The organism is Ruficoccus amylovorans, from assembly GCF_014230085.1.
Taxonomy (GTDB): Bacteria; Verrucomicrobiota; Verrucomicrobiia; order Opitutales; family Cerasicoccaceae; genus Ruficoccus; species Ruficoccus amylovorans.
Map to the genome: position 1 here is coordinate 322,232 of NZ_JACHVB010000035.1, position 21,541 is coordinate 343,772.

The following is a 21,541-nucleotide window of genomic DNA, read 5'->3' on the forward strand; positions in this document are numbered from 1 at the left end:
ATCGTGTCCACGTAAACTGAGCCGCTTGCAAAGTTAGTCTGAGTGCGTAGAAAGGGCTCAGGGCATGAAAGGCAAGCGATACACAACAGAGTAAAGAATTCGCATATTACGTGCCGTCGATGCGGGCAAATCGATCGTAGATGTCTGCCGCGAGGCTGGTATCAGCAAGCAGACGTTCGCCCCCGGCGGCTTGTCGTCACTTCAGGATGCATCGCCGCACCTTTGGTTATTAGGTGAAGGGATCTACCCCTTGGCTCGCAAGGTTACGGGGTGCTTTGCGTCGCAAGAGCCAGGAGTATCCCGAGCTGGGTTACCCGCGTCATGCTCATGGGCATCAAGTGCGCCCAGGCCTACAGCTTCGACCAATGCGACCGGCTTATCATCGGTTCCCTTCAGGATCGCATAGGCTGAGCGGGCATCCGCCTTTTGCTCATGAGTCAGGGCATAATTTCTTCGCACAGTAGATCAGATTTAAGTCCGTCCTGCATTTGCTCTCAAATGCTTAATTCTGCCCTGATTTTGCGTTTTTTTGCCACCTAGCCCCAGCTCAAGCTGTGAATGATCGATGGCCTTCGCTTACCGTTAAGCTCTTTTTTATGAGTGATTTATACCTTGGTACCCGGGGCGGGGGTCGAACCCGCACTTCCGAAGAAAACGGATTTTGAGTCCGTCGCGTCTGCCAATTCCGCCACCCGGGCAAGGTGCTTTCTATCAACTACTTAATGGGTATCTCTGGTGTTCGAATTTTGGCTTTTGACACCCTTTTTGTAACCCGATGATGATGTGCATGGCTGCAACGCCATCATCTGGGACGCCTTTTTTAAGGTTGGAGAGTGTCTGTACCGTAATTCGTCATCAGGAACCTACTATGCGTTGGTCAAGAAGAACGGGAAGCAGATTAGAAAATCGCTCAAAACGCAAGACCGCAAATTCGCAGAATGACGACTTAAAGAATTTCGGGGAAAAGTCGGCCAACTCAAGGCGGACCGGTTCGAGCGTAAATTGCCGTTCGAGGCCTACGCGCAGCGATGGTTCGATAGGCAGGTCAACTGAGGTTACGAAGCTCGTGTGGCTACGGTTGCGGCTTGGTGGAAAGCGCGGGCTGCATGGCCGAAGTCAGAGGAATGTCAGCCACATAGCGCTCGTCGTCCAGCTTGACCTCGACTTGAAGTCCCGCCTCCGTGTCACTGAGAATACGAACGCGGGCGGCTGGGGCTTTTTCTCCCCGGTAGGGGAGCAGCAGCCAGGCGAAATCCGTCGCGCCCTGGCCGATGTCGGCCTTGTAAACGGCGGCGGGCGAAGGCTCGTACTGGCCATAAATACGTGAGAACCAGCCTTGCAAGGTAGGCTCTTCCTGTCCCTTGGTGATTTCCGGATGCCAGGCGAGTTGCCCAACTGGCTCGATGCGCAGATTTCCAACGCCGGGATCGACAGAGGCGACGGCCTCGCCGTCGAGGACCACAGTGCAGTCCGGGTGGTAGTGCCAGAGGGCCTCGATTTGGCGGGGCTGGCTGCTGGTGATGCGATCCACCACGATCCAGAACTTGCCGCGTACGTAAAAGATGGCCCGCTCATGTTCGGCCTGGCCGGTGAGTTCCTCGAATTTGTCGTAGGCGTAGCGGGCGTAGTCGAAGGTCTCGGTGATCGCGTATTGGTCTTTGGGGAGGGGGGCCTCGGCTTTGCTGGGGCCGTGGGTTTGGCCCTTGCCGTCGATCAGGATGACGTTGTGGCCCCGGGAGTGCACGGCGTAGGGTTCGCGGAATTTGTCGGCCACTTCGCCCTGATAGGCGAATTTGTCCGTATCGACAAGGAGGTTGCGCCCGTAGGCCATGAGTGAGAGGTGCATGCGGTCATAGTGCGCATGGAAACCGGGACCGGCGGGACCGGCGTCGAACATCGCCCATTGGGCGTCCTTGCCCCAGCCGTCTCGCATAATGAGGTGCCCAGCCCAGGGGAACATTCGCGAGGGCAGGCCTTTGGGGCGCTCTCCCTGTTCGCCATTGGTGGCGATGTAAAGCCAGTCGGGCCGATTGTAGATCGCGGCGTATTTGAGGATGATCTCTCTTGAGTCGCTCAGGCCCGAGTCGTTGTTGGCGGGCTGGGAACCGTCGGGGAGCATGATGAGCGCGTAGTAGTTCCAGGCCTTTTGCAGCGTGTCCTGAAGCTCCGGCGAGAGTGGTTTACCGGCGCTGCGGGCCGCGTTGGCGAGGCGCTCGTAGTTACCGGCGGCGTAGGCGTGGTAACCTGCGGTCAACTCCTCGTGCACGCCGTCCGGGTAGAATTGCTCGGAGGCGTCCTTGCCCAGGTAATCCGCCGCGTGGGTGAACCATTCGTCGGATTCGCTGAGTTCGGGCCAGAGGACGGCGCAGGTGGCGAGCCCGGAAAGATCGAGGGTTGCGTGGTTGCCGCCGAGCGAATGGTCCTTACGCAGGCCGCGCCCGTGGTCAACGATGCTGCACAGCATGAGGAGTCGGGTGGCGGGGCGAAACTGTCCGGAGTCTTGCAAACCGTAAAAGAACTTGCCCCAGCCGTGGATGCGGATGCCCATTTCCATCGGCCGCCACATGCGGTCAGCCAGGCGGGTCTCCTGTGGCGTGTCCGCCGTGTAGGCCGGGAGGCTGCTCACGATCCAGTCGCGCATCAGTTCGTCCAGCTTCTCGATGTAAGCGGGGTTCCCGGTTTGCCTGTAGGCGTAGTAAAGGGTGCGTAGCGGGATGTGGCGATTGAGTTTGGCAGCCCATTGTTTGTCATCTTGAGGGCCGCCGTCATACCAGTCCACGCGCCCGTTGGAGCGGCGGGCGATGGGGGCGGTCAGTTCGTAGGACGTCATCCGGTCTTCGAGTATGAGATCCGCAAGGGTAATGTCCGTGATGTCAGTCTCATTGGGGATGAGGGGGATCTCTATCCGCTGGGCCGTGTGTTCGGGATGATCGTGGTAGTAGGCCAGCAGCAGTTCGGAAGCCCGGACGGTGTCGCCCGATTGGTAGGCGGCCTTGACGGCTTCCAGGCCAGGGGTATCAAGATCGAGGGCTTCAAAAAGTTGCTCCACCTGCTCGGGGTAAATCTCGCATACGTCCGCCACGGTGTAGAGTTCCTGATAGCCGTCGGCGCGGGGGTCGTCTCCGGCCAGGGACGCCCGGACCGAAACAGCGATGGGAAGCAGGGACAGGGCAAGGATAAGGGCTCGCGAGTAATTCATAGCGGATGTTGAAAGGGGAGGGGGGTGCTGGAGCGCGGCGTCAATTATTTCTGAAGTAAAGGCAGGCCGGGCGGTGAGTCGCGACTCTTGTTTTCACCGTTGGTGGCCGTCTGCATAAAACCATTAAATCGGACTCGGCGGCAATGCCTTTGCTGCTGATACAGATGACTCCTGCTCATTGCTGCAGGACAACGAATGAGGATTTACCAGGTAAAACCGGAGAAATAAACGGGCGGTTTCAGTTGCATTCGGCGAAAGTGCCATTTTAGTCCGTAGCGTGCCCGCTGAAAATTCATCAACGGACTCGAAACCCAAGCGTCGGCTTGGGATGATGGTCTCCGCCCTCGCCACTCTCGCCTTCGCCGCCCTGGCGGTGTACTTCTTTTTCGCGCCCGCTCCGGGGCGGGAGAACGAGCGTGCCGCCCCTCCGCCGCCCCCCGTGCTGACCGGAGAGGTGGAGGAAATCGTCTGGGACGAGACCGTGCGCGCGCTTGGCAATGTCCGGGCCAACGAACAGGCCATGCTCTCACCAAAAATCACCGAGCGGGTGATCGCGGTCAATTTCGAGTCCGGCCAGCACGTCGAAAAGGGGCACCTCCTCATCCAGCTCAACGACGCCGAGCAGCAGGCCCAACTGGAGGAAATGCAGGCCAGTCTCGACGAGCGTTCCCAGCAACTGGAGCGCGTGCGCTCGGTCGAGGGCAGCGGGGCGCTTTCGCGCTCGGTCATCGACGAGGAGATTTCGCGCTTCAATGTCGCCCGCGCCCAACTCGATCTGGCCAAGGCCCGTGTGGACGACCGCCGGATTTACGCCCCCTTTGACGGTGTGCTCGGCTTGCGCGATCTCAGCCCCGGTGAACTGGTCGAGGCCGGAGACGATCTGGTTGAGATTATCGATCTGACTCCGGTCAAGGTGGACTTCACCGTGCCCGAGCGTAACTTTGCACAGATCGCGCCGGGCCTGAAGATCACGGCCCGCTCTGAGTCTTATCCGGGGCGTGTCTTCGAGGGCGAAGTCCGCTCCGTTTCGCCCAATATCGACCCGGTCAGCCGATCCGCGCGGGTGCGCGCCTTTGTCTCGAACGAGGATTTTGCGTTGCGCCCGGGGATGCTCCTGCTGGTCGAGCTCAACCTTGGCAGCAAGAGCGTACTCACCGTACCCGAGAGCGCCTTGAGCCCGATTGGCGATCAGCAGTATATTTACCGCGTGACTGAGGACGGCCTGGCCGAGCGCGTGCCGGTCCGGGTCGGGCGCCGCCAGAAGGGCGTGGCCGAGTTGCTGGAGGGGCTGGAAAAGGGCGATGCGATCATCACGCATGGCCATCGCGCCCGCAGCGGACAGCCGGTCAACACATTAACCCAGGAGCAGGTTTTCAACCACTCCACCGACTCCTGAGCGCGCCGTGCATATTTCTGAAATCTCGGTCAAGCGCCCGGTCTTTGCCTCCGTCCTGAGCCTGTTGCTCATCGTGGTCGGCTACCTTGCGTTCCGCGAACTGCCGGTGCGTGAGTACCCGAATATTGACCCGCCCATCGTCTCGGTCGAGACCTCGTATCCGGGGGCGTCGGCGGCGGTGGTCGATACCAAGATCACGCAATTGCTGGAGGACCGCATCAGCGGTATTGAGGGCATCCGATCAATTACTTCGTCGAGCCAGGACGGACGTTCGGACATCAGCATTGAGTTCGAGTTGAGCCGGGATATCGACGCGGCCTCCAACGACGTGCGCGAGCGCGTAGGGCGAGCCCTGGACAACCTTCCGCTGGAGGCCGACCCGCCGGAGATATTTAAAGTGGACTCCAGCGGCGACGTCATCATGTGGTACAACCTCGCCAGCGACGAACTCAACGGGCTGGAGTTGACCGACTACGCCGACCGCTACCTGGTGGACCGCCTCTCGACCGTCAACGGTGTGGCGCGGGTGCGCATCGGCGGCTCCCGCGAGTACTCCCTGCGTGTCTGGCTGGATCGCGACGCCATGGCTGCGCGCGGCATTACGGTCGCCGATATTGAAGAAGCCCTGCGCTCGGAAAATGTCGAGCTGCCTGCCGGGCGGGTGGACTCCACTGACCGTTACTTTACGGTGCGCACGCAGCGCGGCTACGAGACCGAGGACGACTTTGCGCAACTTGTGGTAGGCGAGGGGAGGGACGGGCATCTGATCCGCCTGGCCGAAGTGGCCGAGGCCCGCATCGGTGCGGTCGAGCACCGGCAGGAGTTGCGCGGCAACGGCCAGGACATGATCGGCCTGGGCATCATTCCCCAGTCCACTGCCAACACCCTGGAGGTGGCCCGTGGGGTAAAAAAGGAAATCGAGCGCATTAAGGAGTCGCTGCCGGATGGGACGCGGATCTTCAGCAGCTTTGACCGGACGGTTTTCATCGAGGACTCGATTAACGAGATTTACATCTCGCTGGTGATCGCGCTCGTGCTGGTCGTGCTGGTGATCTTCGCCTTCCTGGGCAGTGTGCGGGCCGTGCTTGTGCCCGCCGTCACCGTGCCGATCTCGCTCACCGGGGCGCTGATCTTTTTGCAGTTCATGGGCTACTCCCTGAACCTGCTTACGCTGCTCGCGCTGTTGCTGGCCATCGGCCTGGTGGTGGACGACGCCATCGTGGTGCTGGAAAATATTTACCGCCGCATCCACCTCGGGGAGTCTCCGGCGCTGGCCTCTGTGCGCGGCTCGAAGCAGGTCAGCTTCGCGGTCATCGCCACGACGCTCGTGTTGATCGCGGTCTTCGTGCCCATCGGCTTTCTCTCGGGCAACACGGGGCGGCTTTTTAGCGAGTTCGCCTTCGCGCTGGCGGCCTCGGTCGGCGTCTCAAGCCTGATCGCGCTGACCCTTTCGCCCATGATGTGCTCCTTTCTCCTGTCTTCCGGGCAGACCGAGGGGCGCTTCGCGCAGCAGGTGGACCGCTCCCTGCATTACGCCTCCAACCTCTACCGGCGCTGCCTCTCGGGCGCGCTGCGGCATCCGCTGCTGGTCGCGGGGGTCGTACTGGTTTCCGCCGCAGCGATGGTTTTCTGCTTCCGGGGGCTGACTTCGGAGTTCGCGCCGCGAGAGGACCGCGGGGTTTTCTTTGTCATAATGAACGCCCCGGAAGGGGCCAGCTACGAGTACTCCCGTGACTACATGCGCCAAATCGAGGGCGACCTCATGCCACTGGTCGAGTCGGGCGAGGCCAAGCGCATTCTCGTGCGGACGCCACGCAGCTTTGGCACTCCGAACTCCTTCAACGGGGGCATGGCTATCGTGGTGCTGGACGATTTCGGGCAGCGACGTTCCTCGCACGAGATCGTCGGTGAAATCGCTCCCAAGCTCGGCCGGCTGGCGGGAGTACAAGCTTTCCCGGTCCAGCGCAGCGGCCTCACGCGCAACGTGGGCGAACCGGTGCAGTTCGTCATCGGGGGCAACACCTACGAGGAACTGCGTGAGTGGCAGGACATCATCCTCGACGCCGCCCGCGATAACCCCTACCTGCTCAACGTCGATACCGACTTCAAGGAGACCAAGCCGCAACTGCGCGTCAACATCGACAAGGAGCGTGCCGCCGACCTCGGTGTTTCACTGCGCCAGATCGGGCAGACGCTGGAGACCTTTTTCGGCTCGCGCCGGGTGACGACCTTCCTCGAACGCGGGGAGGAGTACGACGTCATCCTGCAAGGCCGCGACAGCGACCGCCAGACGACGACCGACCTGACCAACATCTACGTGCGCTCCGAGCAGAGCGGGACGCTCATCCCGTTGAGCAACCTGGTTGACATCCGTGAGACGGCCGAAGCCTCCACCCTGAACCGCTTTAACCGACTGCGGGCGATCACTATCTCCGCCAACCTGGCCGAAGGCTACACCTTGGGCGAGGCGCTGGAGTTCCTGCGGGCCTCGGTCCGGGAAAAACTCCCCGCCCGCGCGCAGATCGACTACAAGGGCGAGTCGCGGGAGTTCATCGACGCGCAGGGGGCGATCTACTTCGTGTTCGGGATGTCGCTCGTCATGGTCTTTCTCGTGCTGGCCGCGCAGTTTGAAAGCTGGATTCATCCCTTTACGATCCTGCTGACCGTGCCGCTGGCCATCGCCGGGGGCTTATGGGGATTGATGACGGTTGACGGCACGCTGAACATTTTCTCGCAGATCGGGATCGTCATCCTCGTCGGGCTGGCGGCCAAGAACGGTATCCTCATCGTTGAGTTCGCCAACCAGTTGCGCGACGAGGAGGGCATGAGCGTGCGCGATGCCATCCTGAGAGCCGCGCAACTGCGCCTGCGGCCCATCGCGATGACGGCGATTTCGACCGTTTTCGGGGCGATCCCGCTGGTCATGGCCACGGGGGCCGGTTCCGAGAACCGTATGACCATCGGTATCGTGATTTTCTTTGGCGTCTCCGTGGCCTCACTGCTGACGCTCTTCGTCGTGCCTTGGGCGTACAATTTTCTGGGCCGCTTCACCACCAGCCCCAACGCACGTACCCGGCGCATCGAAGCCGAGGCCGAGCAGAAAGCTTTCAAGGAATGAGCCCGTTGACCTTATCGCGTACAACCTCGCCGTTGCGAACGACTCTTCCGGTGCTCCTTGCGCTCGGGGTGGGGGGCTGCATGGTCGGCCCCGACTACGAACGCCCGGACCTGGAGACTCCGGCTCAACTGCGCTACGAAGACTCTGCCGAGGGGGAGATGTTAACCGCCCAGTGGTGGACGGCCTATGACGACCCCGAACTGACTGCGCTGATTGAAACCGCCACTGAGGCGAATCCCGACATCGGAGCCGCGCTGGCCCGGGTGGACCGGGCGGCGGCCTCGGTCGGTGTCGCCCGCTCGGAGCTTTTCCCGCAGGTGGACTTTTTCACCGAGGCCATGCGTCAGCGCAGTTCCGGTAACCAGACCCGTCCCTATGGGGATGCCTCCACTCGCAACAACTTCGCCTCCGCCCTCGGGCTGGCCTGGGAACTGGATGTGTGGGGCCGGGTACGCCGCCTGAGCGCTTCCGCGATGGCTGAGGCTCAGGCGCAGGCCGACGCCTACGGCTACGCTATCGTGCTCGTGCAGACTCTTGTCGCGCAACAGTACTTTGAAATCCGCACGCTCGATCAGCGGATCGAGTTTCTGGAAAAAACCGTTGCCGGGCGCAAGCGTTCGCTCGACCTGGTGGAAGTCCGCCGCAACAGCGGGTTGGCCGACGACCTGGAGTTTTACCAGGCCAGTACGGAGTGGTCGATTGCGCGTTCGGAACTGGAAGGCTTCCGCCGCCGCCGGGCGTTGGCCCAGAATGCGCTGGCCATCCTGATGGGGACTTACCCCTCGGACTTTGCCCTGGCCCCCGATCCGGGCTGGGTGCCCTACCTGCCGCCCGCGCCCCCCGCCGTGGCCTCTACACTGCTGGAGCGTCGCCCGGACCTCGCGCAGGCCGAGAGTGTTGTCCGCGCCGCCAGCGAGCGTATCGGTGCCCGCGTGGCCGAGTATTTCCCGCGCATTCAGATCACCGGCGACGTGGGCTTTGCTGCCGCCGACGCCGGGAACTGGTTCACGCGCTCCAGCCTGTTTGGTTCGCTCGGACCGAGCGTGAGCATGCCGGTTTTCAACGCCGGTCGTATCTCCAGCCAGGTTGATGAAGCCCGCGCTGAGTACCGGGAACTGCTGGAGCTTTATCGGGGGCAGGTCTTGACTGCATTCAAGGAAGTTGAGGATGCGCTGGCCGCGCTGCGAACGCTCCACATCCAGATTGAGGCGCAGCAGGACGCCGCGAGCGCGGCCCGGTCCGCCGCCGAGGTCGCGCAGCAGCGGTACGAGACGGGGCTGGTCAACTACCTCGAAGTCGTCGATACCGAGCGCACCGCGCTCAATAACGCGCTCCTCCTGGCCGAGCTGGAAAACTCCCTCTATGCGCGGCAGCTCGACCTCATCCGTGCGTTGGGCGGGGGCTGGTCACCCGCCAGCCTGAGCTCGCTTCAGGGGGAGGACGCCATGCTGGACGCGTTGTCCAACTCCGCTCCGACACCGCCGTCGTCCTCGGAGCTGGATCAGGGCTGAGGTCAATAAAACCGGTCGGGAGTAAACCCCGGAATCGCGGCGATGCGGTTTCACCTGTGTGTTGTTTACAGTGCGGACGGCCGCGCCTGATAGTATTTCTCGAAATTGGCCGCGATGGAGATCGCCCCCATCCCCGCCATCCCCTGACCCACCGCCAGCAGGTAACGCCGCCCCATCCGGTTTGCAGCGAGAAAGTCCGCCACGCTCTTGTTCAGCACGTGTGCTACCGCGCAAATGCCGATCATCAGGGCCACGATGACCGCAGGGATGAGCCAGTCGATAGGGTGTATGTTCATTCAGAAACTGAGGGTGTGGGCGAGCGGAGAGTAGATCTTTATATCGGTGTGAAACTTTTAAATTTTGTTAAAATACAATGTTAATTCGTTAACGTAATGCGTCTGCTAAATACCGGGTATTATCATGCTGAAAAAAGAGTCTGGACGTCCTGATCTTGAGAAAAAACCATATAGAATGGCTTGTCGTTTTGGTTGTGTTAACCTGTGGCAAGGCTTGCCGAGCCTGAGGGACGTCGGCGGGTTTACGGATGTCTGGCTTGAGGTAAACACTTGGAATTACATACAGCGTTGTTAGGAAACATTAGATTCTGCTCGAATATTATGCATCAACCTGTTTGTCTCTCGGTTAGGCATGATCGGAACAAGGAAAGAGCTCGAAGCGGATATCCTGCGGCTGTTGCGTAAAACGAGTACGGTTACCACGCCGTTGCCGACCACGCGCGAACTGGGGGAGCGTTTCAACCTTTCCCATGTTACGGTGGCCCGCGTGATGAAGCGGATGGTCGAGGAGAAGCTTTTATGGCAGAGCAAGGGAGGCCGCTTTTACAGTCCGGAGGCCGAGGCGCTGCTTGCGCGTCCGCAGCCCGTGGGTTGTCTTATCCGGGGCATTAACGCCTGGGCTTCCTGGTATCCGCACCTGATGGGGGGCGTGAGCGAGACCTGTGAGGCGAGCGGGCGGGGAATGCTCATTCATCCGGTTAATGTATTGCTCAAGCAGGAGCGTCCGGATGCGCGGCCTGACTATGCCAGCCCCAAGGAACAGCAGGCAGCCCTGCAGACTTATATGCGGGTGCATGCCAGCGAATGCGCGATTACGATTTTGGACGATTTATGGGACGATGAGGTCCTGGCGCGCTACGCACGTGAAATGCCGTCCCCGCGCATGCTGTTGCGATCCTGCGCGGTGGAAGGCGTGGAGTCGGCTTATCCAGACTACGAACAGGGGGCGTTGCTTGCCGTTTCTCATTTTCTTTCCCGCGGTTATGAAAAGGTCATCGTCGCCCGACCCTTCCGCGGTTATGGAACGGTGGACCAGATCGTGGACGCATTTGAGAAGACCTCCAGCGTTCTCGGTGGTGGGGATACGGTCAAGGTGGTCGAACTCGACGGTAATCCGAAGAACCTGAGCTGGCTCAAGGCAATCGCTCGCTCGCATAAGCGGGTAGGGATCTTCTGCCCGGAAGACAATTTCGCGGTTGCGCTGCATGAGAACATTATCGCAGCCGGTTACCGGATACCGGAGGATGTTGGTATCCTGGCAGGGCTTGGGAGCGAAATGGTCTCGGATCGCGGTTTCAGTTCGCTATCGGTTAATTTCGAGCAGTTGGGAAGGCTGGCCGCCTCGGCGCATCCCGGGCAGTTGCACGATCGCTCGCATCTCAGGCTCGAGCTGGTTATCGGTTCAACGACTTGAGCGCGGGACCCGGTTGGCTGCCGGAGTGGCAGCCAACCGACGTAGTCCGTGACTCCCGTGGATGATAAAAGACTCAGGTGGAGGCATGAGCGGCCAGAACCGCGTGCCGTTTCCTGCTCAGGGGACGCGGACTCTTTTTCTGCCGGACGGGCAGGGGCTCCTCGAAAACCTGCGGAAAGAGGTTCGGAAGGTCTGCAATGCTACCGATGATGTGGTTTGGCCGGTAGGAGTAATTGCGGACCTCTTCGGCCTTGGTGCCTCCGGAGAGGACGAGCACAGTCTGGTAACCCATTTCCACGCCTCCGAGGATGTCGGTGTACATGGTGTCGCCGATCATGACCGTCTGGCTGGTGGTCGTTTCCATCTGCTTGCGGGCCAGCCGCATCATGACGCTACTGGGCTTGCCGACGGAAAAGGCTTTGACGCCGGTGGCCTCCTCGATCAGCCGCACGATGGCCCCGCAGCCGGGACGGATGCTGTTTTCGATCGGGCAGTTGCTGTCGAGGTTGGTCGCGATGAGCTTGGCCCCGGCATGGACAAGCTGGGTTGCTTTTTCCAGGTTTTCGAAATTGATCACCCGGCCCTCGCCGACGACGACATAATCGGGATTATCCTCGGTGATCGAGTAGCCGTTGGTGTGAAGGGCGAGGTTGAGGCCGCCTTCGCCGATGACAAAGGCCGTTCCCTGTGGCTTCTGGGAAGCCAGGAAGCGTGCAGTGGCTATTGCGCAGGTGAAAATGTGTCGATCTTCGACCTGCATACCCATCTTCTTGAGTTTCAGGGCGACGTCGCGGCGTGTTTTCTGGCTGTTGTTGGTGATGAAGCAGAAAGGTATGTTCTTTCTGACCAGATGATTGATGACATCGACGGCGCCATCAATGACCTGTGATCCCTTGTAGATCACTCCGTCCATATCGATGAGAAATCCTAGTTCCATGACTGTCTTGCTAGTGTTGTTTTCGTTTATGTTAGTCGGGTAATGGATCCTGAGGATAACAAGGTGAGGACTAAAGTGTGCGTGCATGGCCATTCCGGGTGCCTGTATTTTTCGCACTTGTCGGTATTTTGCACACATTTCGCCTAGAGCAAAGTCTGTGCCTGAGTTAACAAAAACGTGTGTTATGCCCTTTCAGTCGCAGTCGTGGCTAAAATATATCTATCTGATTTTTAACATGATAGCTGGGTTTTTCAGGTTTTTGATTGGAAATATGCAAACGAAGGGTCTGGCAGGCGGCAGCTATCAAGTGTAAATTTATTTTTGTTTCTTAACATGAAAATATTGTTGCAGATGGGGTTGGCTAACGTAGCATGTTTAATCATCAGTCTTTTGGCTGATGAACGGAAATTTAACGACTCTGCGGTGAGCCAATCGCCGGGCATCTGCCCTGTGGCGGAGTCATGGCGGATGGCTGGGCATCCGATGGGAACGCGCAGGAGTATCACTAGAGCAAGTCATTCTATGCAGGAAGAAAGCACCATCAAGGCGCTCGCCATGTTCGCCCATCCGGACGACATTGAGTTTTCGTGTGCGGGAACGCTCGCGATGTTGCACAGCCGTGGCGTTGAGACACATTACCTGACGCTCGCCAACGGCTGTTGTGGAAGCATGGTCGAAGACCGGGAACAGACAGCTCGCCGCCGCTGGAATGAAAACCTGTCCGCCGCCAAGGTACTTGGGGCTGTTGCCCATCCGCCTCTGTTTGATGACCTGGACATTTTTTACGGGCGCGAAAGTGCTCAGCGGGTCAGTGCTGTTGTCCGCCGCATTCGCCCGGATATTATCCTGACGCACGCGGTTGAGGACTACATGGAGGACCATATGGAGACGGCTCGACTGGCGTTGCATGCGGCCTTTACGGCGTCGATGCCCAACTATGTTACCGAACCCTCCGTCCCGCCGGTAGCGGGTAGTTGTGCGCTCTACCACGCGCTGCCGCACGGGCTTCGAAGCCCACGTGACGGCACGCGGGCTTATCCTTCTTTCTATATCGATATCAGTGAGGCTCTGTCGTTAAAGCGCGAAGCGCTTGCCTGCCACGAGAGCCAGAAGCTCTGGCTGGATCAGACGCAGGGAATGGACGCTTATCTGGAGGAGATGGAGCGCATGGCGCTGGAGCAGGGGAGCGACACCGGATGCTTTAAGTTCGCTGAAGGTTTTACCCGGCATTCTTCGCTTGGGCTTTCCGCCGAGAGCTACCGCCCGCTGGAAGAAGTGCTGGCGGGTGCGCTTTGGCTCAACAAAAACTACCCGCAGTCACCTCGGGGTAGCTAACCGCAAATAACCAATCACTATGTCACGACCGATTAGCAAGTTGGCTCCCGCCTGGTGGGACTATACGACACTGGACCCTGCGATCCTGAACGACGCTGCCCGGCTCAGCGCCAGGGACCTGACCCAACTCTCCCGGCCTGGGTTCTCGGTACGGATCTATGATACGCCGCAGGAGTTTTACGCGGCGCAGGCACTGGAGTACCTGGAGGCCTGGCGTGAATCCACTCCGGATAATCCGGTGGGCATCTGCGGCCCGATCGGGCCGACCGAACATCTTCCGTTGGTGGCTCAGATGGTGAACGCGATGAGGTTCGACTTGGGCAGGCACGAGGCGCATTTCTGGGGGATGGACGAATGGCTGATTGATGGTGAAACCGTCAGCCCAAAGCATCCGCTTTCCTTTGCGCGCTGCGACAACGAGCTGTGCTTTGACCGTATCGAGTCAGCGCTCGCCATGCCCGAGGCCAACAAGCATTTTCCGACGGGTGACCTTGAAGCCTACAGTGCGAGCTATGACACGGTGCGTTGCGCGATCATGCAGGGCGGCCAGGGCGAGGTGAAGCACTGGGCATTCAATGACCCGCTGATGCGCGAAGGCGCATATACCGATGTGCCGCCCACGCCGGATGAATATCGTTCGCTGGGCACGCGCAGAGTAAAACTTCACCCCGTTACTGTCATGCAAAATGCCCGTACGAGCGGCGGAGGTAACGTAAGCATGGTGCCGACGGAAGCCGTTACGGTGGGGCCGCGGGAGACCTGGAAGGCTGATTGCGTGTCGATCTGGCATCCCGGCCACCACGACAATCCCTTCGGTATTCGTCTTACCGCTTTCATGATTGCCAACAGCATCATGGACACGGCGGTACCGATGTCTCTGCTGGCGGATCATCCCAATGTGCGTTTCAGTTATCTGAGATCGGGAATCGGAGAGGTCGCGGTCGAAATGCACTGAGATTTGCGTGTCCGGAAGCTCATGAACAAACGAAAGGCGGATGAAGTGAAACCGGTCGAGGTGCTGATCGTAGGGATTGGCGGCTATGGGATGAGGTACCTTGAGGCGGTCAGGGAATACGCCCATAAGGGTATGGCGCGTTTGGTGGCGGTTGTTGATCCGTGCCCGGAAAATTGCCCCGCCTGGGAGCGGATCAAGGCTGAAAGTGTGCCGCATTTCTCGACGCTGGAGGATTACCTTGCCAGTGGCAGCCGTGCGGATTTGGCGGCGATTTCTTCACCCATCGCATTTCATGCGCATCAAGCTTGCCTGGCCCTGGAGGCGGGAATGAATGTGCTGTGTGAGAAACCGATTTGCGCGACGATGGACGAGGCTCGGCGGATGATCGCGCATCGCGATTCCAGCGGAAGGTTTCTCGAAATCGGATACCAATGGGTGTTCAGCCAAGCTGTGCAGGAGCTAAAAAGCGATGCGCTGGCGGGCTTGCTGGGGGCGCCTCGACGTTTTCTCACGCGCGTGGCCTGGCCGCGCGGAAGTGCTTACTACGGGCGCAATAACTGGGCCGGGGCAGTCCGCGATGCCGCCGGGCGGGTAGTTTATGACAGCCCGGTCAATAACGCGACCGCTCATCATCTGCATGCCATGCTTTACATCGCGGGCCTTGAGTCCAGCGCCGCTGCGAGACCGACAGCCGTTACAGCGGAGTGTTACCGTGCGAACAAGATTGAGAATTTCGATGCTGCCTGTTGCCGTATTGAAACGCGCGAGGGGGTGGAGATTCTGTTTTATTCGGCGCATTGTGTAGAGGAGTATTCCGGTCCGCTCATGCGCTACGAATATGAGAATGCGGTGGTTGAGTTTACGATGGAGGGCGGCATGGTTGCCCGCTTTGGTGATGGTGCCGTAAAAGCCTATGGCTCGCCCATCGATGATCCGATGCGCAAAATGCGTCACTGTATCCAGCGCTGTCGAGATGGAGGCAAGGGTGCTGCTGTTTGCCCGCCTGAGGCTGCTGCCGCCCACACTCTCTGCGTTGAGGGGATCCAGCATATGCCCGTGCAGGAGTTTCCCCCCGATGAAATACGGGAGAAGGAAACTGAGCCGGGGAACCGTCTCGTCTATATGCCGGGGCTTGCGACTGCTATGGAAATCTGTTTTGAGCGCGGTGTGCTTTTTTCCGAATTTGATCAACCTCCCCTGACCTGGACAGTCCGGGCGAGGCGAGTCGAATTATAAGAGCCCCGGCTTCCGTTTCTAACCTTCAACTGATCTAATTCTATGTTTTTCAGAAAAAGCCTGGACCAGAAACTTGCCCGCATTCATGCGGGGACGGCGACTCGCAGTGACTTTATTATAGCCGATGCTAAAGATGCGGACATGGCCTTTGGGGTGATGGCTCCGGGGCCTAACCGGGCAGGAACCTGTCCTCACGGCTACGACCGGAGGCAGGGCTGCTATAAGACGCTGACTGACTACCTGGCCCAGATTCGCGAGGTGATCAATCAGCGGCTGGTGGACATCATGCTTTTGTCCGCCTCCAATCTTGAGCGGCTGGCGATTGACGAGGGAGTGTTCAGGAATTCCCCGATCACCCCGGCGGCCCGCGCAAATGATACCACTGATGTATGGGCGGTGCGTGAGGGGCACTACCCCAAGGAGCCGTCGCGCCACTTCCGTACTGCGACTCTGGACCACATCAAGTATGGCAAGCTTGAGACCAACTACCATAAGCCCCCGGCCGGTGCGGACCTGGGGTTGTATTCGATCACATTCACGAATAATCTGGATTGGGATTATACGGCTCTGGAGGCGTTTCATAACTTCCGTCTCGAAGCAGAGCGAAAGCACTTCCGCTACTTTCTGGAAGTTTTTAACCCGAACGTAGATCCGGGCTTCGATCCGAAAGAGGTCGGTGGCTTCCTTAATGACAACATCATCCGCTGCCTCGCAGGTGTGACACGCGTGGGGCGTCCGGTCTTTCTCAAAATCCCTTACAACGGCCCGGGGCCGCTGGAGGAACTGGTTTCTTACGACAGCAGTCTCGTCGTGGGCATCCTCGGTGGAAGTGCAGGTACTACGCTCGATGCTTTTCAGTTGATTCATGACGCGCAAAAGTATGGTGCGAAGGTGGCATTGTTTGGGCGTAAGATCAACCTCTCGGAGCATCCTCTGGCTTTCATTGAGTACCTCCGGCGTATTACTGACGGGGAGGTCGATCCACGTGAAGCCGTCAAGGCTTACCACGGTCATTTGCAGCGGAGCGGTATTTCCCCGGCACGCAGCCTGCAGGACGATCTCGTGCTCACGGACGCCAAGATGAGCTATTCCTGACCATGCTATTTATGGGTGCTTTCCATGAGGCTCTTGCGAGTGGAGTCAAACAGGATTGGGCCCGGAAAGGCCGAACAGTAAGCAAACAACGGTTATGAACTCTGGTGAACTAGCGCAGCTACTTAACGAGAACCGCGCGCGCATCAGTGGGTGCAGGGCGGTCACCGGCTTTGATGCCTTCGTGGATGAAATGATCTCCGTGGTCGATGAGCGTCATCACTTGGAAGCCTACCGGCGTGTAGAAACCATTTCGCAATTCGGCGAGTTAATCAAGTCGGCCGCCGGGCACAGCAGCCTGCGTGAGATTGTGGTCAACCGCAGGGAACCGGGCGGATGCGCGATTAACATGGGGGATGGGCTGGCGGCATTCGGGGTGCGTGTGGACACGTTCGCCACGGCAGGTGAGCCCTGCGACGATGCGTTCGCCGCCTATGCAGGGCAGGCTTCGTTGCATTCCTGGGGCCGCGAGCCGGGGCGCACACTTGCCTTCGAGTTCGCCGACGGAAAGCTGATGTTTTCCGCCGTTACGCCTTTGTCGGACTTTACCCCGGAGTACGTCGCCGGGAGGCTGGCCGATGGAAGCTTCCGGCTGGCCTGTGAAAGAGCTGGCGTCATCGCACTGACCGATTGGTCGCTCTATCCGCACATGACGGAATGCTGGCGTCTCTTGCAGCAAGAAGTGTTCAAGCACTTGTCCGCTCGTCCGCGATTTTTTATCGATCTGGTCGATCCTTCAAGCCGCTCTGAGGCGGACATCGGTAGTATGATCGAGGCGCTTCCGGGCTTTGAAAACTGTGGGCCGATCACGTTGGGGTTGAACCAGAACGAGGCGAACATCCTGTCCCGAATCACAGGTGGCGAGGCTCTGGCGGAACCGGGGATTGCCGAAACCGCTTCGCAGGCTGCCGTGTTGCGCCGTGCATTAAAGATAGATGAAGTGGTTATCCACGCGCATAAATACGCCGTAGCGGCCAACGCTTCCGGCGTCCATGCGGGGGAGGGACGCTTTTGTGAGAAACCAGCGAAATCGACGGGCGCAGGCGACCGCTTCAACGCCGGTTACGCCTTGGGCTTGCTGCTGGAGTTACCGCCGCAGGAGTGTGTGGCGCTTGGGACGGCGTCTTCCGGTTTGTATGTGAGGCTTGGTCGGAGTGCCACCCTTTCCGAACTGATAGATTTTCTGACGACGAGTTGACGGTGGAAGCCGTGATGGTGCGGCCTGCCGGGTCGGTGCTTGACTCTTTGTTGCTCAGGTCTGGTAGACCGCTATTGAGGAACTGGTAGTTATTCTGTGGCCAGTCGCAAGGTGTCCCACTCGTGGCGACGGTGGTAGCTGGCCTTGGTCAGGGGAGCGGTGGATGACAGCGTCGCCTTGTCCTTGTTATGGGTGGCATCGTAGCGGCAGACGGCGATTTCAAGTGCGTATTCGCTTTGACCGTCAGGCAGGCCCAGTGAACTCCACGGAATAAAAGCCTGTATGTGCCAGCGGTTGTTTGCAGAGTCGATCTGGGTCTGACTTTGCATAAAGCCCATGTCCTCCACGAAGAAATCGCTGAATGGGCGGTCGCCTTGACGATACGCTTTAAACCCGGCTGGGTCCCAGGCCAGTTGCAGCCGCTGATTACCGGGCGTGATATGGAGTTCCCAATAGCGGGCGCTCCCCGGGACTGCGACGAAGATCTCCACCACGTCGCCCAGCTCCCAGGTACGCTGATTGGGGCGGGTTGCTTCGTTGTGGATATCTTTGTCCTCAAGGGTTATGTTGAGGGTGAGTCCCATTTGGTCGGAATGGAGCATTACCTGCCCGTCAGTGAAATCATCGCTGGGGGTATCGAGCCAATGCTGGCGAAAGTTCAGTGTGTGCGAAGCCTGCTCCTGCGATGGCTGATGGTCCTCGGGGGTAGCTGGGCCAGTTGACTCAGGTATGGCGGGAGTATCGGGCATGCTTAGAAACGGAGCTAGTGTCAGAATGCAGTAAGCTGGAAAGGACATGGTAGAAATGAATGGAAACTGTATTTATTTTGTATGTTAACAAATTTGTATTGTAAACACGTTTTGCGCGGAAAGAATAACCAAAGCTCCAAAATCAAATACTAACTGCTATGAGTCTGCTTTTCAACCCTGGTCAAACCATCCTGTTCCAAGGGGACAGCATCACTGACGCTCTTCGCGACAAGGAGACGAATCTCGCTGACATGGGGCGTGGCTACGCCTCAATGGCGGCGGCTTGGCTGGGGGCTTCCCGGCCGGAACTTGGGCTGTCCTTTATTAATCGGGGAATGAGCGGAAACCGCATTACTGATCTGGTAGAGCGGTGGCAAAAAGATTGCCTGGAGTTGAAGCCAGACTGGGTGTCGGTCCTCATTGGCCTGAATGACACCTGGAGGCGTTACGACAGCGCTGACCCAACCTCTGTGGAGGATTTTTATGAGCGTTACCGGAGTATTCTGACGCAGTGTGTTGAGGCGGGCTGCCGGCTGATCCTGTGTGAGCCTTTTCTTCTTCCGTATCCGGAAGATCGCAAGGTATGGCGTGAAGATCTCGACCCCAAGATACAGGCAGTCCGTGAGTTAGCACGTGAGTTTGGGACTCCTTATGTCCCTTTCGACGGCGTCTTCGCTGCTGCCTCCATGAAGCAGCCCCCCAGCTACTGGACGGTGGACGGGATTCACCCGACTCCGGCCGGTCATGCCCTCATGGCTCGGCACTGGCTGGCAACAGTGGGGCTTGAAGCTTGAGCTGCTGAACCTCCGGCTTAGCCGGATAGCCTTGATCCAGGGCTGGACGCTGGCGGCGAACGCGTCTCGCTCGGGCAGTAGCCGAAACGCTGTTTGAAGGCCCGCGAAAAAGTGCTCAGGTCCTGGAACCCGCAGCGTTCTGCGATCTCGGATAGCGGCAGTTGGGTTTCCGTGAGCAACTGCATGGAGCGCTGGTAGCGTAACTGGTCGAATAGCTGCTTCGGTGACGCCCGGAATACCCGATGGAAGAGGCGGCGAAGATTGGCTGGTGAGCTGTGGGCTGCCTGGGCAATTTCGGGCAAAGCCGGAGCCAGGTGCATGTGTTCCCGATACCAGGTGAGGGCGATACGCACGCGCTTTTCGGCTTGATGGTAGCCGCTGGGCGGTTCCTGGCGATTAAGGCCCTCGCAGGAGAGCAGGCAGAGGCTGAGTAGCGCATGCTCGAAGCAAAGTTGCGTTTCAGCGCTGGGTTGATGCCAGTATCGGTTGACCCTGATGGCGAGTCTTTGCAGTTCCTGTACCTCCCCGTTGCTGAGGTCGATCACGGTATTATGACTGCGGCCAATCAGGCGGGCGCTGAGTTCTTCGGAAATGTAGTGGAAATGAAATACAACAATCGTCGCCGGTTGTCCGGGGATTCCGGTCCATCCGTGTTTGGAGCCCGGCGGAGATATCCAGAGACGACTTGAGGCGGGGGAGGTGTGCCCGGAGGGATGGTCGGTGCTGATTTGAGCTATGCTGCCGTCTAGGACTACCTGGAACTCCCAGAATTTTCGGGTCATTATGGCAATCGGATTTTCGTAGTAGAGACGTTTGCCATAACTGAAATAGGCGAGCATATCGGAAATGTATCCGACTGAGTGAAAATGTCAAATTAATGAGCGTCCATGTCATGGACGCTATCGGCTGTCTACGCTATTATAGCGGCATGTCAGACTCTTCATCTTCCAGGAAACGTTATGCTATTGTCGGGTTGGGGGGGCGCTCCAGCCTGTTCTCAGAGGCTTTGCTCGGAACTTATTCCGGCACCTCGGAACTGGTCGCCCTGTGTGACCGGACACAAACTCGGATGGACTACCATAACGGTATTTATGGGAAAAAACATAAAATAGATCCCGTGCCGACTTATCTGGCCAGCGACTTTGATCGCATGATCGCCGAGCAAAAACCTGATGTGGTCATCGTCACCACGATGGACCGTACGCACCATGACTATATTATTCGTGCCATGAAATCCGGGTGCGATGTCATTACGGAGAAACCGATGACGGTAGATGCCGGCAAGTGCCGGGCGATCCTCGATGTGGTTGAGCGAACTGGCAAAAACCTGACCGTAACCTTTAATTACCGATATTCTCCCTCACGGACCAAGGTCAAGGAACTCATTATGTCGGGGGTGATCGGAGATGTGCAGTCCGTTCACTTTGAGTGGCTGCTGGATACTCGCCACGGGGCAGACTATTTTCGCCGCTGGCACCGTAACAAGATCAACTCCGGCGGGTTGATGGTCCATAAATCCACGCATCACTTCGACCTCGTGAACTGGTGGCTGGACTCGACTCCTGAGATTGTCTTCGGTTTCGGTAAGCTCGGCTTTTATGGACGTGCCAACGCTGAAAAGCGGGGCGTCACGAATTTCTACTACAGGAGTACGGGTTGCCCGGCGGCGAAGGATGATCCCTTTGCGCTCGATTTGAAAGCGGACGATCACCTGAAAGGTTTATATTACGACGCCGAGAGCGAAGACGGTTATCTGCGGGACCAGTCCGTCTTCGGCGACGGAATCAACATCGAGGATACGATGAATGTGCTGGTCCGCTACGTGAACGGTGCTCAGATGAGCTATGCGCTGACCGCTTTTTCTCCCTGGGAAGGATTTCGTATCGCTTTTAATGGAACCAAGGGACGCATCGAACTGGAAGAAGTCGAGAAGTCCTACGTCAACACCGGAAAGGGGGCAGAGGGCGAAGGGGAGAGCCAAACCCGTAAAATTCTGGTTCGTCCCTTATGGGAGAAGCCCTACGAAGTCGATCCCGGCGAATGCCAAGGGTCACACGGGGGAGGCGATGTTGTCATGTTGAGGGATATCTTCGGCCAAGATAAGGAAGAGGATCCCTTTAGTCGGGCAGCTTTCCATATCGATGGCGCAAAGTCTATCCTGACCGGAATTGCGGCTAATCAGTCCTTTGAGACCGGCCTTCCTGTCCGCGTGGGGGAGTTGATAAAACTTAATCGCGACTGAGGCTGAACCAGTCCAACGAAGTTTAAGCAAACTATAAACAGCTCCGGCCGGGCCTACGTGCACACGGTC

Annotated in this window: 16 protein-coding genes and 1 tRNA gene; 11 read left to right on the forward strand and 6 right to left on the reverse strand. The window is 58.6% G+C overall.

Annotation, left to right across the window (positions count from 1 at the left end; genetic code table 11):
* Positions 1–613: 613 nt before the first annotated feature.
* Both H5P28_RS13000 and H5P28_RS13005 read right to left on the reverse strand, forming a co-directional pair.
* A tRNA-Leu gene (locus H5P28_RS13000) sits at positions 614–698 on the reverse strand.
* A gap of 374 nt (positions 699–1,072) precedes the next feature.
* Positions 1,073–3,199: an alginate lyase family protein gene (locus tag H5P28_RS13005; RefSeq protein ID WP_185676140.1), complete on the reverse strand. Its 2,127-nt coding sequence runs from the start codon at positions 3,197–3,199 to the stop codon at positions 1,073–1,075.
* A 328-nt stretch (positions 3,200–3,527) separates the two neighbouring features.
* On the opposite strand from H5P28_RS13005, the gene H5P28_RS13010 reads away from it, so the two are divergent.
* From H5P28_RS13010 to H5P28_RS13020, 3 genes are read left to right on the forward strand one after another with little or no spacing between them, the layout of a single operon-like run.
* Entirely contained in the window at positions 3,528–4,595 is a 1,068-nt protein-coding gene (locus tag H5P28_RS13010; RefSeq protein WP_185676141.1) for an efflux RND transporter periplasmic adaptor subunit, read from the forward strand.
* Between the two features lie 7 nt (positions 4,596–4,602).
* Positions 4,603–7,713, forward strand: a complete 3,111-nt coding sequence (locus tag H5P28_RS13015) for an efflux RND transporter permease subunit (RefSeq protein WP_185676142.1) — start codon at positions 4,603–4,605, stop codon at positions 7,711–7,713.
* Positions 7,714–7,745: 32 nt separating this feature from the next.
* Entirely contained in the window at positions 7,746–9,224 is a 1,479-nt protein-coding gene (locus tag H5P28_RS13020; protein WP_185676143.1) for an efflux transporter outer membrane subunit, read from the forward strand.
* A 65-nt stretch (positions 9,225–9,289) separates the two neighbouring features.
* Here H5P28_RS13020 and H5P28_RS13025 read toward each other — a convergent pair whose 3' ends face one another.
* On the reverse strand, positions 9,290–9,520 hold the full coding sequence (locus H5P28_RS13025) for a hypothetical protein (RefSeq protein WP_185676144.1): 231 nt from the start codon (positions 9,518–9,520) through the stop codon (positions 9,290–9,292).
* Between the two features lie 352 nt (positions 9,521–9,872).
* On the opposite strand from H5P28_RS13025, the gene H5P28_RS13030 reads away from it, so the two are divergent.
* Entirely contained in the window at positions 9,873–10,934 is a 1,062-nt protein-coding gene (locus H5P28_RS13030) for a substrate-binding domain-containing protein (RefSeq protein WP_185676145.1), read from the forward strand.
* A gap of 73 nt (positions 10,935–11,007) precedes the next feature.
* Here H5P28_RS13030 and H5P28_RS13035 read toward each other — a convergent pair whose 3' ends face one another.
* Positions 11,008–11,871, reverse strand: a complete 864-nt coding sequence (locus tag H5P28_RS13035) for an HAD-IIA family hydrolase (RefSeq protein WP_185676146.1) — start codon at positions 11,869–11,871, stop codon at positions 11,008–11,010.
* Between the two features lie 522 nt (positions 11,872–12,393).
* Between H5P28_RS13035 and H5P28_RS13040 the strand changes: the two genes are divergently transcribed.
* From H5P28_RS13040 to H5P28_RS13060, 5 genes are all read left to right on the forward strand, one after another.
* The gene (locus H5P28_RS13040; protein ID WP_185676147.1) at positions 12,394–13,206 is read left to right on the forward strand and encodes a PIG-L deacetylase family protein; all 813 of its coding nucleotides are present in this window, start codon (positions 12,394–12,396) and stop codon (positions 13,204–13,206) included.
* Between the two features lie 19 nt (positions 13,207–13,225).
* Positions 13,226–14,161 (forward strand): sugar phosphate isomerase family, encoded by a 936-nt coding sequence (locus tag H5P28_RS13045; RefSeq protein ID WP_185676148.1) that lies wholly within the window; start codon positions 13,226–13,228, stop codon positions 14,159–14,161.
* A gap of 21 nt (positions 14,162–14,182) precedes the next feature.
* Complete coding sequence (locus H5P28_RS13050) at positions 14,183–15,397, forward strand: Gfo/Idh/MocA family protein (protein ID WP_185676149.1); 1,215 nt, start codon at positions 14,183–14,185, stop codon at positions 15,395–15,397.
* 42 nt (positions 15,398–15,439) lie between these two features.
* Positions 15,440–16,492 carry a beta/alpha barrel domain-containing protein gene (locus H5P28_RS13055; RefSeq protein WP_185676150.1) on the forward strand — a complete coding sequence of 351 codons (1,053 nt, stop codon included), beginning with the start codon at positions 15,440–15,442 and terminating at the stop codon, positions 16,490–16,492.
* 94 nt (positions 16,493–16,586) lie between these two features.
* Positions 16,587–17,687, forward strand: coding sequence for a PfkB family carbohydrate kinase (locus H5P28_RS13060; RefSeq protein ID WP_185676151.1), 1,101 nt, complete (start codon positions 16,587–16,589; stop codon positions 17,685–17,687).
* 89 nt (positions 17,688–17,776) lie between these two features.
* Here the strand turns inward: H5P28_RS13060 and H5P28_RS13065 are convergent, their stop codons facing one another.
* On the reverse strand, positions 17,777–18,289 hold the full coding sequence (locus tag H5P28_RS13065) for a DOMON domain-containing protein (protein WP_221773421.1): 513 nt from the start codon (positions 18,287–18,289) through the stop codon (positions 17,777–17,779).
* A gap of 305 nt (positions 18,290–18,594) precedes the next feature.
* Between H5P28_RS13065 and H5P28_RS13070 the strand changes: the two genes are divergently transcribed.
* The gene (locus H5P28_RS13070) at positions 18,595–19,230 is read left to right on the forward strand and encodes an SGNH/GDSL hydrolase family protein (RefSeq protein ID WP_185676153.1); all 636 of its coding nucleotides are present in this window, start codon (positions 18,595–18,597) and stop codon (positions 19,228–19,230) included.
* Between the two features lie 17 nt (positions 19,231–19,247).
* On the opposite strand, the gene H5P28_RS13075 is transcribed toward H5P28_RS13070, so the two are convergent.
* Positions 19,248–20,012, reverse strand: coding sequence for a helix-turn-helix transcriptional regulator (locus H5P28_RS13075; RefSeq protein ID WP_185676154.1), 765 nt, complete (start codon positions 20,010–20,012; stop codon positions 19,248–19,250).
* A 146-nt stretch (positions 20,013–20,158) separates the two neighbouring features.
* Between H5P28_RS13075 and H5P28_RS13080 the strand changes: the two genes are divergently transcribed.
* Positions 20,159–21,472, forward strand: coding sequence for a Gfo/Idh/MocA family protein (locus tag H5P28_RS13080; RefSeq protein ID WP_185676155.1), 1,314 nt, complete (start codon positions 20,159–20,161; stop codon positions 21,470–21,472).
* The last annotated feature ends 69 nt before the right edge of the window (positions 21,473–21,541 follow it).